We start from the raw sequence: 12,824 nt of genomic DNA, 5'->3' as shown, positions 1-12,824 counted from the left end.
CACCACCGTCCACACCGTCTTCGCACACATTCCGACAGGGGAGCGCGGGCAGCGCTGAGAGTGCGGCACCGGCCGCAGACCCTCGAACCTCGCCCAGGTCATGCTGGGTAGGAAGTTCGGAACCGCTCTCGCGGTGCGCCCGTGCCTGCCTCGCCGAGAAAGCAGCAGCATGAAGCGCACCAGCTACCGCGGCGCCCTGGCCGCCGCCCTCACGCTCGGCTTCGCCGCGCCGCTCGCCGCCTGCGGCGGCGGGGACGGCGGGGGAGACGGCGAGGGCTCGGCAAGCCGTGAGGTCACGCTCGTCACCCACCAGTCGTTCGAGGTCTCCGAGGACGTCCTCGACGAGTTCACGCGGCGCACCGGCTACCGGGTCAACGTGCTCCGCGGCGGCGACGCCGGCGTCGTGGTCAACCAGGCGGTCCTCTCCCGGGGCAACCCGCAGGGCGACGTGCTCTTCGGCGTGGACAACACGCTGCTCTCCCGTGCCCTGGACGAGGAGGTGTTCGAGCCGTACCGCGCCGAGGGCCTGGACCGCGTGCCCGAGGAGTACCAGCTCGACGCCGGGGAGCACCGGGTGACGCCCGTGGACACCGGCGACATCTGCGTCAACTACGACCGGGCCTACTTCGCCGAGCACGGCCTGGAACCGCCGCAGACCCTGGACGACCTGGCCGATCCCGCCTACCGCGACCTGCTGGTGGTGCAGAACCCGGCCACCTCCTCGCCCGGGCTCGGCTTCCTGCTGGCCACCGTGGCCGAGTACGGCGAGGACGGCTGGCAGGACTACTGGCGGGACCTGGCCGGCAACGGCGTGGAGGTCACCGAGGGCTGGGACCAGGCGTACAACGAGCGGTTCTCCGGCGCCGCCGGGGGCGCGAACGGCGGCGACCGGCCGCTCGTCGTCTCCTACGCCTCCAGCCCGCCGTCCGAGGTGATCTTCGGCGGCCAGCCGGAGTCCGAGTGGCCCGAGCAGGCCCCGACGGGCGTGGCCACCGGCACCTGCTTCCGCCAGATCGAGTTCGCCGGGCTGCTGGCGGGGGCCGAGAACCCCGAGGGCGGGCGGGCGCTGATCGACTTCCTGCTCAGCGAGGAGTTCCAGGCCGACGTGCCGCTGTCGATGTTCGTCAGCCCGGTCCGCGAGGACACCCCGCTGCCCGAGGCGTTCACGCGCTACGGGGAGCGCGTCGAGGAACCGCTGACCGTCTCCCCGGAGGACATTGCCAGCCACCGCGACGAGTGGATCGACGCGTGGACGTCTCTCGTCCTGCGATAGCCGGCGGCACCCCTCAGGGCAGCGGCCGGGCCAGCGCCGGGGCCGCCCGCGCCCCGCGCCGGACGGCGGTGGTGCGCCTGGCGCTGCTGCTGCCGCCGCTGGCGTTCTTCGCCGTCTTCTTCGCCTACCCGGTCGTGGCGCTCACCGGGCGCGGGCTGCGCGAGGACGGCGCCTGGCGGCTGGGGCGCGCCGCCGAGGTGGTGACCGATCCGGTCACGCTGGACGTGCTGTGGTTCACCGTCTGGCAGGCCGCCGCCTCGACCGGGCTCACGCTGGCGCTCGCGCTGCCCTGCGCGTACGCGGTCGCACGCCTCGACTTCCCGGGCAAGCGGCTGCTGCACGCCGTGGTGGTGGTGCCGTTCGTCATGCCGACCGTCGTGACCGGCGCGGCGTTCCTGGCGCTGCTCGGACGCGGCGGGCTGCTCGACGAGCTGTGGGGGGTGCGGCTGGACGAGAGCGTATGGGCGATCCTGCTGGCCCATGTCTTCTTCAACTACGCCGTCGTCGTCCGCGTCGTCGGCGGCATGTGGGCGCGGCTCGACCCGGGCCAGGAGGAGGCGGCGCGGGTGCTGGGCGCGAGCCGGTTCGCCGCCTGGCGCCGCGTCACGCTGCCCGCGCTGGCGCCGTCCGTGGCGGCCGCGGCGCTGATGGTGTTCCTGTTCACGTTCACCTCCTTCGGCACCATCCAGATCCTCGGCGGGCCGCGCTACGCCACGCTGGAGGTCGAGATCTACCGGCAGACCGCGCTGTTCCTCGACCTGCCGACCGCCGCCGTGCTGACGCTGCTCCAGTTCGCCGCCGTCACCGCCCTGCTGGCCGGGCACGCCGTCCTGGTGCGCCGCACCGAGACCGCGCACCGGCTGGCCGACCCCGACCGCACCGCCCGGCGCCCGCGGGGAGCGGGGGAGCGTGCGCTGCTGGCCGGGGTGCTCGCCAGCGTCGTCGTGCTGCTGCTGGCGCCGCTGGCGGTCCTCGTGGAACGCTCGCTGCGCACCCCGGACGGCTACGGCTTCGGCAACTACCGGGCGCTGGCCTCGCCGGACGGCGGCACGTTCCTCGGTGCGCCCTGGGAGGCCGTCGGCACCTCGCTGCGGTTCGCCGCCGTCGCCACCGTGATCGCCCTAGTCGTCGGCGGCCTGGCCGCGACCGCGCTGTCGGTGCGCGCCGGGCGGCTGCTGCGCGGCATCGACGCCCTGCTGATGCTGCCGCTGGGCACGTCCGCCGTCACCGTCGGCTTCGGCTTCCTGGTGGCGCTGGACGAGCCGCCGCTGGACCTGCGGTCGTCCTGGCTGCTGGTGCCGCTGGCCCAGGCACTGGTCGCCGTGCCGTTCGTGGTCCGCACGCTGCTGCCGCCGCTGCGCGCCATCGACGACCGGCAGCGGCAGGCCGCGGCGGTGCTGGGCGCCTCGCCGGCGCGGGCGTGGTGCGAGGTGGACCTGCCCGTGCTGCGCCGGGGCCTGGTGGTGGCGGCGGGGTTCGCCTTCGCCGTGTCGCTGGGGGAGTTCGGCGCCACCGTCTTCCTGGCGCGCGCCGGCAACCCGACCCTGCCGGTCGCCGTGGCCCAGCTGCTCGGCCGTGCTGGGCAGACCACCTACGGCCAGGCGATGGCGCTGTCCGTGATCCTGGCGCTGCTGTGCGCCGTGACCCTGCTCGCGCTGGAGAGCGTGCGCCCGCGCGGTGCGCTCGCCGGGGCGCGGGCCGGCCGGGAGGTGGCGTAAGGACGATGGCCCTGCTCGAACTCGACGGCGTGCGCGTCAGCTACGGCGACCGCACCGCCCTGGCCGGGGTGAGCCTTCAGGTGGCGGCGCACGAGACCGTGTGCGTCCTCGGGCCCAGCGGCAGCGGCAAGTCCACGCTGCTGCGCGCCGTCGCCGGCCTGGTCCCGGTGACCGCCGGGCAGGTGCGGCTGGACGGCCGCGACCAGGCGCGGGTGCCCGCGCACCGGCGCGGGGTGGGCCTGATGTTCCAGGACCACCAGCTGTTCCCGCAGCGCGACGTCGGCGGCAATATCGCCTTCGGCCTGCGGATGCGGCGCACGCCGCGCGCCGAGACGGAGCGGCGTGTGGCGGAGCTGCTCGACCTGGTCGGCCTGCCCGGCGCCCAGCGCCGCGCCGTGACGGCTCTGTCCGGCGGTGAGCAGCAGCGGGTCGCGCTGGCGCGTGCTCTGGCGCCGGGGCCCCGGCTGCTGATGCTCGACGAGCCGCTCGGCCAGCTGGACCGGACGCTGCGGGAGCGGCTGGTGGTGGAGCTGCGGCAGCTGTTCCAGCGGCTGGGCACGACGGTGCTGGCCGTTACCCACGACCAGGGCGAGGCGTTCGCGCTGGCCGACCGCGTCATCGTGATGCGGGACGGCCACATCGCGCAGGCCGGCACCCCGGCCGAGGTCTGGCGGCGCCCGGCCGACGCGTTCACCGCGCGCTTCCTCGGCTTCCGCAACCTCGCTGAGGCGACGGTGGACGGCCGGGGCGCCGACACGCCCTGGGGCCGTGTGCCCGTGCCCGAGGGCACCCCGCCGGGCCGCGCCACGCTGCTGATCCGCCCCACCGGCATCGCGCTCAGCGGCACCAAGACCGGCGCGGCGGGGCCGGGGCTGCGCTGCGCCGTGCGCGCCCGCACCTTCCGCGGCGACCACGTGGTGGTGCTGCTGGCGCCCGAACGCGGGCCGGAGCTGGAGGCGGCGTGCCCGCCGCACCGCGCCCCGGCCGAGGGCGCCACCGTCCGCGCCGTCATCGACCCGGCCGAGGTCACCACACTGCCCGGCTGACCCGCAGCCGGACGCGGCCGGGCCGGGGCGTATCCCGGTTAGCCGGGTCACAGCGGGGTCACAGCCGGGTCCATGCCTCGCTGAGCACGCCGCGCAGGATCTGCTCGATCTCGTCGAAGACCGCCTGGCCGGCGATGAGCGGCGGGGCGAGCTGGACGACCGGGTCCTCCCGGTCGTCGGCGCGGCAGTACAGCCCGGCGTCGAAGAGCGCCCGGGAGAGGAAGCCGTACAGGACGCGCTCGCGCTCCTCGGCTGTGAAGGTCTCCTTCGTCGCCTTGTCCTTGACCAGCTCGATGCCGTAGAAGAAGCCGGCGCCGCGCACGTCGCCGACGATCGGCAGGTCCTCCAGGCGCCGCAGCGTGGCCAGGAAGGCGCCCTCCTGCTCGCGGACGTGCGCGGTGAGGCCCTCGCGCTCGAAGATGTCCAGGTTGGCCAGGGCCACCGCGCAGGAGACCGGGTGGCCGCCGAAGGTGTAGCCGTGGGGGAACGAGCCGCCGCCGCCGTAGAACGGTTCGGCGATCCGGTCGGAGACGATCGCGGCGCCGAGCGGGGAGTAGCCCGACGTCAGGCCCTTGGCGCAGGTGATGATGTCCGGCTGGTAGCCGTACCGCTCGCAGCCGAACATCGTGCCCAGCCGCCCGAACGCGCAGATGACCTCGTCGGAGACCAGCAGCACGCCGTGCCGGTCGCAGATCTCGCGGACCCGCGCGAAGTAGCCGGGCGGCGGCGGGAAGCAGCCGCCGGCGTTCTGCACCGGCTCCAGGAAGACCGCGGCCACCGTCTCCGGGCCCTCGTCAAGGATGCGCTCCTCGATCTGGTCGGCGGCCCAGCGGCCGAACGCCTCGGGGTCGTCGCCGTGGACGGGGGCGCGGTAGAAGTTGGTGTTCGGCACCTTATGGGCGCTGGGGACCAGCGGCTCGAACGGTGCCCGCAGGCCCGGCAGCCCGGTGAGCGACAGCGCGCCGTGCGTGGTGCCGTGGTAGGCCGTGGCGCGGGATATCACCTTGTGCTTCCCGGGGTTGCCGGTCAGCCGGTGGTAGTGCTTGGCCAGCTTCCAGGCGGTCTCGACGGCCTCGCTGCCGCCGGTGGTGAAGAAGACCTTGTTCAGGTCGCCCGGCGCGTAGTGCGCGACGCGCTCCGCCAGCGCGACGGCCGCGGGGTGGGCATACGACCACAGCGGGAAGTACCCCAGCTCGCGCGCCTGCGCGGCGGCCGCCTCGGCCAGCTCGGCCCGGCCGTGCCCGGCCTGCACCACGAACAGCCCGGCGAGCCCGTCCAGGTACCGCTTGCCTGTTGTGTCCCAGACGTAGACCCCCTCGCCGCGGACGATCACCGGCACCGGCTCCCGCGCGTAGTCCGGCATCCGCGTGAAGTGCATCCACAGGTGGTCGTAAGCGGTACGGGACAGGCTGTCGCTCATGATCGGGTTCCCCATGCGTAGGTCTGCTTGCGCAGCTTCAGGTAGACGAAGCTCTCGGTGGAGCGCACGCCCGGCAGGGTGCGGATCCGCTTGCTGATCATTTCCAGCAGGTGGCTGTCGTCCTCGCAGACGATCTCCACCAGAAGGTCGAACGAGCCCGCGGTGACCACGACGTAGTCCACCTCGGGGATGGCGGCGAGCGCATCGGCGACCGGTTCGACGTCGCCGTCGACGGTGATGCCGACCATGGCCTGGCGCAGGAAGCCGACGGTGAGGGGATCGGTCACCGCGACGATCTGCATCACGCCCTGGTCGATCAGCTTCTGCACGCGCTGCCTGACCGCCGCCTCGGAGAGGCCCACCGCCTTGGCGATGGCCGCGTAGGACCGGCGGCCGTCCTGCTGGAGCTGCTCGATGATCGCCAGGGAGATGTCATCCGGGACCGGGTTGCCGGTCAGGTTCTTCCTCGAGTCGCGGGCCACCCGCGCCACTCTGCCTCAGCCCTCCGCGCCCAGGCAACCACGGCCGGACAGGGCTCCGGCAACCGGATCCGTCGTGTGACGTAACCGAAACCACGGAATCACTTGTTGTGGCGCCTACCGACTGCGAGGATCAGTCGCCGAGATCCGTCGTGACGTCAACTCCGGTATCAGAAAGGGAAGTTCATGCATCCACTCGATGCCGCCGGGCGCTGCGCGCCCGGGTCCCGGGACACCGGGGCGCAGCGCCACGCCATGGCGGATCCCGCCGCCCCGGCCGCGCGGCGTGCCCGGCCCGGTACGGCCGCCGTCCGGGAACCCGCGGCGCGTGACGTGCGGGGGAACGGCCGAATCCGGGCAGCCGGTGGAATTCCTCACGGCGGAACCGGGGCACCGGACAATGAAATGAAAGGTTTCACTGGCGCATTCCAAGAGTTTCCGCGGCTTAAACGTGTTCATTGCCGCACCATCACGGCGGCTTCTGCAGGACGGGCACCGTACGATCTTCGGCACACGCACCACTCAGATCGCACCAGCCCATCCTCATTGTTAGCTTTCCCAAGGAAGGCCACTCCGCCATGGATCTGATTGACGGCATGTCAGCCCCCGTTCGCCGCGCGTGGGTGCGGAGCCTGACAACGGGCCGGGCCGCCATGACCCGACGCAGCCTGCTGCGTGGCTCCGCCCTCGCCGCGTCCGGGGCCGTACTTGCCGCGTGCGGCATTCCCGGAACTGAGTCCGGCGCCGAGGCCGGGGAATCGCGGACGCGCGACTACTCCGAATCCGAGCGAGAGCTGAACTTCAGTAACTGGCCGCTCTACATCGATCAGGACGACGACAACGAGAACGTCCGCCCGACGCTCGAGCGATTTGAGCAAGAAACGGGCATCACCGTCAATTACACCGAAGACATCAACGACAACAACGAGTTTTTCGCCAGGATCAGGCCCCAGCTCGCGGCCGGCCAGGACACCGGCCGCGATCTCATCTGCGTCACCGACTGGATGGCCGGCCGCCTCATCCGCCAGGGCTGGGCCGAGCGGCTGGACCAGATGAACATCCCGAACGCCGTCCGCAACCTCGACGCCCAGTACCGCGTGGCCGCCCACGATGCGGGCCGCCAGTTCTGCTACCCCTGGAGCGCCTTCTCCTGCGTGATCGGCTACAACAAGTCCGTCACCGGGGGCGAGCCCGTCACCTCCGTCTCGCAGCTCCTCGACGACGAGTCGCTGCGCGGCAGCGTCACCCTGCTGACGGAGATGCGCGAGACCACCGGGATGGTGATGCTCGACATGGGCGCCGACGCGTCGGACTTCACCGGGGCGGAGTTCACCGCCGCCATCGAGCGCATCCAGGGCGCCGTGGACAGCGGCCAGATCCGCCGCTTCACCGGCAACGACTACATCAACGAACTCAACTCCGGTGACATCGCCGCCTGCCTGGCCTGGTCCGGCGACCTCATCCAGCTCCGCTACGACAACCCGGACATCGACTTCTACATCCCCGAGGCCGGCTACATCACGCTCACCGACGAGCTGCTCGTGCCCAAGGGGGCCCGGCACCAGGCCAACGCCGAAGCGCTCATCAACTACTACTACCAGCCTGCCGTCGCCGCCGAGCTCGCCGCCTGGATCAACTTCGCCTGCCCCGTGGCCGGCGCCCAGGAGGAGATGCGCGACATCGACCCCGAACTGGCCCAGAACACGCTCATCTTCCCCGACGAGGCCATGGCGGAGCGGGGCGTCCAGTACCGGCTGCTCACCGACGAGGAAGAGACCACCTACGAGGAACAGTTCGCCAGGCTCATCGGCGCCTGACAGCCGAGCGGGCCGTCAGGCGATCACGGACCGCGACCCAAACGACTGCGAGAACCCACCATGACGATCCGGCTCTCCGGCCTCAGCAAGACCTTCGGCGGTACCACCGCCGTGCATCCGCTGGACCTCACCGTCGCCGAGGGGTCCTTCTTCGCCCTCCTCGGGGCCTCGGGGTGCGGAAAGACCACCACGCTGCGCATGATCGCCGGGCTGGAGGAACCCACCACCGGCAGCGTGCTGCTCGGGCAGGACGACATCACCGCCGTGCCGCCGCACCGGAGACCGGTCAACACCGTGTTCCAGCACTACGCGCTCTTCCCCCACCTCACGGTCGAGGACAACGTCGCCTTCGGCCTCCGCAGGCGCGGGGTGAAGTCCGTCAGGCGGCGCGTCAGCCAGATGCTCGACCTCGTCGAGCTCGGCCCGCTGGCGCGCCGCAAGCCCCACCAGCTCTCGGGCGGCCAGCAGCAGCGCGTGGCCCTTGCCCGGGCGCTGATCAACGAGCCGCGCGTGCTCCTGCTCGACGAGCCGCTCGGCGCGCTCGACCTCAAGCTGCGCCGCCAGATGCAGCTGGAGCTCAAGCGCATCCAGACCCAGGTGGGCATCACGTTCATCCACGTCACCCACGACCAGGAGGAGGCCATGACCATGGCCGACACCGTCGCGGTGATGAACGCCGGACGCATCGAGCAGCTGGGGCCGCCCGCCGAGCTGTACGAGCGGCCCCGCACCACCTTCGTCGCCAACTTCCTGGGCACCTCCAATCTCATCGAGACGGTGGTCGCCCGCGCCGCCGGCGAGGACCTGGAACTCAGGGCGGCCGGCGGCACGCTGCGGCTGCCCGCCGGCCGCTGCGCGCTGGCCGCCCCCGCCCCCGGCGACCGCGTGCTGGCCGGCATCCGGCCGGAGAAGATCACCCTGATGCCGGCCGGCCCGGGGGCGGACGTCCCCGCGGGGCACAACCAGCTCACCGGCCGCGTCACCGACGCCAGCTACCTCGGCGTCTCCTGGCAGTACCGCGTCGCCACCCCGGCCGGCCCCGAACTGACGGTCTACGCGCAGAACACCGGGCGCGACCCGCGGCTGGCGCCGGGCGCCGAAGTCGTCGCGCACTGGGACCCGGCGCACACCTTCGGCCTCGACGCCGCCCAGGACGCCGCCGCCGGCACACGGGAGGCCGCCGCATGACCGCCCCCGCCCCGGCGCCCGCCGCCGCCCCGCCGCGCCCCGCGCCGCCGCCCGCCGCGGCCAGACGCCCGCGCCGCCGCGCCGCCGCCCTGTGGCTGCTGCTGCCCGCGCTGCTGTGGCTCGCGCTGTTCTTCGTCGCGCCCGTCGTCTACCAGGCGTCCACCTCGCTGCAGACCGGCTCCCTGGAGGAGGGCTACGAGGTCACCTGGCACGTCGCCACCTACGCCGACGCGCTGGAGCAGTACGGCGAGCACTTCCTGCGGTCGTTCCTCTACGCCGCCGCGGCCACGCTGCTGTGCGTGGTCATCGGCTATCCCGTCGCCTACCTCATCGCCGTCCGCGCCGGGCGCTGGCGGCCCCTGCTGCTCGTGCTGGTGATCGCGCCGTTCTTCACCAGCTTCCTCATCCGCACCATGGCCTGGCGGACGATCCTCTCCGACAACGGGCCGGTCGTCGCCCTCCTGGACCGTCTGCGCGTCCTGGACGTCACCGCCTGGCTGGGGCTGACCACTGACGACCGGGTGCTCGCCACCCCGCTCGCCGTCATCTGCGGCCTCACCTACAACTTCCTGCCCTTCATGATCCTGCCGCTGTACGCCTCACTGGAGCGCCTCGACCCCTCGCTGCGCGAGGCCGCCCGCGATCTGTACGCCACCGGGTCCGTCACCTTCCGCACCGTCACCCTGCCGCTGTCCATGCCGGGCCTGGCGGCGGGCACGCTGCTGACGTTCATCCCTGCCTCCGGCGACTACATCAATGCCCAGCTGCTCGGCTCGCCCTCGGAGCAGATGGTGGGCAACGCCATCCAGCGGCAGTTCCTCCACGTGCTCGACTACCCCACGGCCGCCGCGATGTCGTTCCTCCTCATGGCAGTGATCCTGCTCGCCGTCAGCGTGTACATCCGCCGCGCCGGAACGGAGGAACTCGCCCGATGACCTGGCTGCGCCGCAACGCCGTCGTCCTCGCCGGGCTGCTGGCGACCGGCTACCTGCTGCTGCCCAACGTGGTCGTGCTGGTCTTCTCCTTCAACGACCCGCAGGGCCGCTTCAACTACGAGTGGCATTCCTTCTCCACCAGCGCCTGGCGCGAGCCGTGCGCGGTCGGGGAGATGTGCGACTCGCTCGCCCTGAGCCTGCGGCTGGCGCTGCTGGCCACCCTGATCGCCACTGCCTTCGGCACCCTGGCCGCCTTCGCGCTCGCCCGCTACCGGTTCCGCGGCAAGGGCGCGGCCAGCGCGCTGTTCATCCTGCCGATGGCCATGCCCGAGGTGGTCATGGCCGCCTCCCTGGGCACCCTGTTCCTCAACATGCGCGTCGAGTTCGGTTTCACCACGATCCTCATCGCGCACGTGATGTTCTGCCTCAGCTTCGTCGTGATCGCCGTGCGCGCCCGCCTGATGGGCCTGGACCCGCACCTGGAGGAGGCCGCGCGCGACCTGTACGCCGGGCCGGTGCAGACCTTCTGGCGGGTCACGCTGCCGCTGGCGGCGCCCGGCATCGCCGCCGGCGCCCTGCTCAGCTTCGCGCTGTCCTTCGACGACTTCATCATCACGCAGTTCAACGCGGGGCCGTCCACGGTGACCTTCCCGATGTACGTCTGGGGCGCCGCCCAGCGGGGCACGCCGGTGCAGATCAACGTCATCGGCACGGCCATGTTCCTGCTCGCCGTCGGCATCGTGCTCGTGACGCAGCTGCTCACCGCCCGGCGGCGGGGCGTCAGAGCGCGAGCGTGAACAGCGCCGAGGCCAGCCACACCACCGGCACGAACACCACCAGCAGCGCCGCCACGCGCAGGGCGGCGACGCCGCGCAGCAGCCGGCGGGAGGCGCCCAGCCGCACCAGCAGCGCGGCGGTCTCCGCCCGCGCCGCCCGGGACTCGGCCGCCACCGCCGCGACCGTGCCGGCCGCGCACACCAGCACCACACCCGCACCCAGCGCCCCCGGGCCGCCCAGCACCCCCGGTCCGTCCAGCCGCACCACGGCCAGCAGCGCCGCCGTGGCCGCGGCGAGCGCGCCCAGCGGGCGCCCGGCGCGCCACGCCTCCCGCTGGAGCGTGCGCCCGGCGAGCAGCCGCGGCGCGCCGGGACGGCCCGCCGCCACGGCCCGCCCGCAGGCGTGCACCAGGCCCGGCGCCGAGACGACGAGCCCCGCCGCCAGCAGCAGCCAGCCGCCCGCTACCCCGGCCGTCGCCTCCCCCAGCGTCCCCGGCAGCGGCAGCCCTTCACCCGGCCTCCGGCCGGCGCGGGCACCCAGTGCCACGCCCGCCGTCGCGAGCGCCACGCCCCACGGCAGGCCGGCCGGACCGGGCACCGGCGGGGCGGCCGGGCCGGCGCCCCGGGGCGCGGGCAGCGCGGGCTCCGGGCGCGCGGCGTCGGCCGCCGCGCCCCGGCGCGGCCGGACCGCCAGCGCGCTCGCGGCCGCCGCCGCCAGCGGCACCACCGTGAGCAGCGTCAGCGCGGCGGCCAGCGGCAGCGGGCGCCCGGCGGCGAGCCATCCGGCGTCGCCGCCGCCGACCGGCCCGGCCGGACCGTCGCCGCGCAGGTGCACGAAGACGGCCAGCGCCGCCGCGGACCCGGCCAGGGCCGCCAGCGCCGAGGTCAGGCACGCCAGCACCGGCACCCGGGCCGGTCCCAGCCCGGCCGCCGTGAGGCCGGGCCGGCGCCGCACCACCGGATCGGCCCGCGTCACCGCCATCGCCAGCTGGACGGTCGCCGCCAGCGGCACCGCGCAGCACGCCAGCCGCAGCGCGGCGGCGCCGTTGTCGCCCGGGTGCGCCAGCGCGTACCCAAGCGAGGCGAGCAGCAGGAATCCCACGCCCCCAGCGGCGCCTGCCAGCAGCAGCCGCCGGCACAGCGCCGGGGCGTCCGCGCCCCGGATCAGACGGAGAGTGAGCATGCCGCCGCCCGTACCGCCGGGGTGGCCCGGCCGTCGAGGAGGGAGAACGAACGGTCCGCCAGCGCTGCCACCCCCGGGTCGTGGGTCGCGAGCACGACCGTGATGCCGTGCGAGCGGGCGGCGTTGGTGAGCGTCCGCAGCACCTGCGCGCCCTCCGCCTGCCGCAGCGACGCCGTCGGCTCGTCGGCGAACAGCACGCGCGGCGCGTGCACCAGGGCGCGCGCGACCGCCACGCGCTGCCGCTGCGCCTGCGTCAGCGCCGCCGGCCGCTTGGCCGCGCAGTTCCCCGCGTCGAGCCGCCGCAGCCACTCGTCGGCCGCGCGCCGCGCCCGCCGCTGCCCGGCGCCCGCCAGCAGCAGCGGCAGCGCGGCGTTCTCCCACACCCGCAGCTCGGGCACCAGGTCCGGAACGGCGCCGACCCAGCCGAAGCGGTCGCGGCGCAGCCGCTCCCGCGCGGCGGGCCGCATCGAGTGCACCGGCTGGCTGTTGAACCAGACCTCGCCCGCGTCCGGCACCAGCTGGCCCGACAGGCAGGCCAGTAGCGTCGTCTTGCCGCAGCCGCGCGGTCCCGTGACGGCGAGGATCTCGCCCTGCCGCACCTCCAGCGAGACACCGTCGAGTGCCGGGGTGGGGCCGTGGGCCAGGCGCAGGGCCCGCGCCCAGAGGATGTCGTTGTCGGGTGGGGCCATGGTGTCGGGTGGGGCCATCGGGAGGGCACCTCCGCTCGTTCCGCCAACTTCCCCCGACCGGGTGAACGAGCGGCCGGGGGCAGGGGTCACTGGCGTGCGGCTTATCCGCTTGTCGTGCCCGCGCGCCCCGCGTCCCCTGCCAGCACGCTGGCACAGCGCCCCGCGTCGCGCGCTCCGGGTGGGCCTAATGGGACGCCGGTTCCTCCGGACGGAGGGGACCGGCACCGGCGCGGGGATGAAAACGGGAACGAAAGGGAGGAAATCGTCCGGCCAGTCCCCGGGGGGCACCGGGGCGGAGCG

The 12,824-nt window shown here is 73.7% G+C and carries 11 protein-coding genes and 1 riboswitch; of the genes, 7 read left to right on the top strand and 4 right to left on the bottom strand.

What is annotated here, in order from left to right; translation table 11 throughout:
* Positions 1-26 precede the first annotated feature (26 nt).
* A riboswitch (TPP riboswitch) is annotated at positions 27-132 on the top strand.
* A 37-nt stretch (positions 133-169) separates the two neighbouring features.
* The 3 genes from JK356_RS17055 to JK356_RS17045 are packed head-to-tail and all read left to right on the top strand — an operon-like array spanning position 170 to position 4,037.
* Positions 170-1,273 (top strand): thiamine ABC transporter substrate binding subunit, encoded by a 1,104-nt coding sequence (locus tag JK356_RS17055; RefSeq protein WP_201869067.1) that lies wholly within the window; start codon positions 170-172, stop codon positions 1,271-1,273.
* Positions 1,249-2,991 (top strand): iron ABC transporter permease, encoded by a 1,743-nt coding sequence (locus JK356_RS17050; protein WP_201869066.1) that lies wholly within the window; start codon positions 1,249-1,251, stop codon positions 2,989-2,991. Before JK356_RS17055 ends, JK356_RS17050 begins: the two co-directional genes overlap by 25 nt.
* 5 nt (positions 2,992-2,996) lie before the next feature.
* Positions 2,997-4,037 carry an ABC transporter ATP-binding protein gene (locus JK356_RS17045; RefSeq protein WP_201869065.1) on the top strand — a complete coding sequence of 347 codons (1,041 nt, stop codon included), beginning with the start codon at positions 2,997-2,999 and terminating at the stop codon, positions 4,035-4,037.
* A 58-nt stretch (positions 4,038-4,095) separates the two neighbouring features.
* Here JK356_RS17045 and JK356_RS17040 read toward each other — a convergent pair whose 3' ends face one another.
* Positions 4,096-5,472, bottom strand: coding sequence for an aspartate aminotransferase family protein (locus tag JK356_RS17040; RefSeq protein ID WP_201869064.1), 1,377 nt, complete (start codon positions 5,470-5,472; stop codon positions 4,096-4,098).
* Positions 5,454-5,948, bottom strand: coding sequence for an Lrp/AsnC family transcriptional regulator (locus JK356_RS17035; protein WP_201869063.1), 495 nt, complete (start codon positions 5,946-5,948; stop codon positions 5,454-5,456). The genes JK356_RS17040 and JK356_RS17035 overlap by 19 nt, the downstream gene beginning before the upstream one ends.
* Positions 5,949-6,514: 566 nt before the next feature.
* On the opposite strand from JK356_RS17035, the gene JK356_RS17030 reads away from it, so the two are divergent.
* Genes JK356_RS17030 through JK356_RS17015 form a run of 4 tightly spaced genes read left to right on the top strand, consistent with a single transcriptional unit; the run spans position 6,515 to position 10,673 of the window.
* Positions 6,515-7,753 (top strand): spermidine/putrescine ABC transporter substrate-binding protein, encoded by a 1,239-nt coding sequence (locus JK356_RS17030; RefSeq protein WP_201869062.1) that lies wholly within the window; start codon positions 6,515-6,517, stop codon positions 7,751-7,753.
* A 60-nt stretch (positions 7,754-7,813) separates the two neighbouring features.
* Positions 7,814-8,941, top strand: coding sequence for an ABC transporter ATP-binding protein (locus JK356_RS17025; protein ID WP_201869061.1), 1,128 nt, complete (start codon positions 7,814-7,816; stop codon positions 8,939-8,941).
* Positions 8,938-9,876, top strand: coding sequence for an ABC transporter permease (locus tag JK356_RS17020; protein WP_201869060.1), 939 nt, complete (start codon positions 8,938-8,940; stop codon positions 9,874-9,876). Before JK356_RS17025 ends, JK356_RS17020 begins: the two co-directional genes overlap by 4 nt.
* On the top strand, positions 9,873-10,673 hold the full coding sequence (locus JK356_RS17015) for an ABC transporter permease (RefSeq protein ID WP_201869059.1): 801 nt from the start codon (positions 9,873-9,875) through the stop codon (positions 10,671-10,673). The genes JK356_RS17020 and JK356_RS17015 overlap by 4 nt, the downstream gene beginning before the upstream one ends.
* Here JK356_RS17015 and JK356_RS17010 read toward each other — a convergent pair.
* Both JK356_RS17010 and JK356_RS17005 read right to left on the bottom strand, forming a co-directional pair.
* Positions 10,657-11,835 (bottom strand): hypothetical protein, encoded by a 1,179-nt coding sequence (locus tag JK356_RS17010; protein WP_201869058.1) that lies wholly within the window; start codon positions 11,833-11,835, stop codon positions 10,657-10,659. The genes JK356_RS17015 and JK356_RS17010 overlap by 17 nt on opposite strands.
* The gene (locus tag JK356_RS17005; protein ID WP_236671459.1) at positions 11,817-12,542 is read right to left on the bottom strand and encodes an ABC transporter ATP-binding protein; all 726 of its coding nucleotides are present in this window, start codon (positions 12,540-12,542) and stop codon (positions 11,817-11,819) included. The genes JK356_RS17010 and JK356_RS17005 overlap by 19 nt, the downstream gene beginning before the upstream one ends.
* Positions 12,543-12,824: the final 282 nt, after the last annotated feature.

Origin of the sequence: Streptomyces sp. 7-21, from assembly GCF_016741785.1 — a bacterium.
In the GTDB taxonomy this organism is placed as follows: domain Bacteria; phylum Actinomycetota; class Actinomycetes; order Streptomycetales; family Streptomycetaceae; genus Streptomyces.
The sequence above is the reverse complement of the archived record's forward strand: the minus strand, read 5'-3'. Positions and strand labels throughout refer to the sequence as shown.

What these genes read in the sequence shown, in the direction of transcription:
- JK356_RS17055 (WP_201869067.1), top strand. Translation starts at nt 170, where the DNA reads ATGAAGCGCACCAGCTACCGCGGCGCCCTGGCCGCCGCCCTCACGCTC.
- JK356_RS17045 (WP_201869065.1), top strand. Translation starts at nt 2,997, where the DNA reads ATGGCCCTGCTCGAACTCGACGGCGTGCGCGTCAGCTACGGCGACCGC.
- JK356_RS17040 (WP_201869064.1), bottom strand. Translation starts at nt 5,472, where the DNA reads ATGGGGAACCCGATCATGAGCGACAGCCTGTCCCGTACCGCTTACGAC.
- JK356_RS17030 (WP_201869062.1), top strand. Translation starts at nt 6,515, where the DNA reads ATGGATCTGATTGACGGCATGTCAGCCCCCGTTCGCCGCGCGTGGGTG.
- JK356_RS17025 (WP_201869061.1), top strand. Translation starts at nt 7,814, where the DNA reads ATGACGATCCGGCTCTCCGGCCTCAGCAAGACCTTCGGCGGTACCACC.
- JK356_RS17020 (WP_201869060.1), top strand. Translation starts at nt 8,938, where the DNA reads ATGACCGCCCCCGCCCCGGCGCCCGCCGCCGCCCCGCCGCGCCCCGCG.
- JK356_RS17015 (WP_201869059.1), top strand. Translation starts at nt 9,873, where the DNA reads ATGACCTGGCTGCGCCGCAACGCCGTCGTCCTCGCCGGGCTGCTGGCG.
- JK356_RS17010 (WP_201869058.1), bottom strand. Translation starts at nt 11,835, where the DNA reads ATGCTCACTCTCCGTCTGATCCGGGGCGCGGACGCCCCGGCGCTGTGC.
- JK356_RS17005 (WP_236671459.1), bottom strand. Translation starts at nt 12,542, where the DNA reads ATGGCCCCACCCGACACCATGGCCCCACCCGACAACGACATCCTCTGG.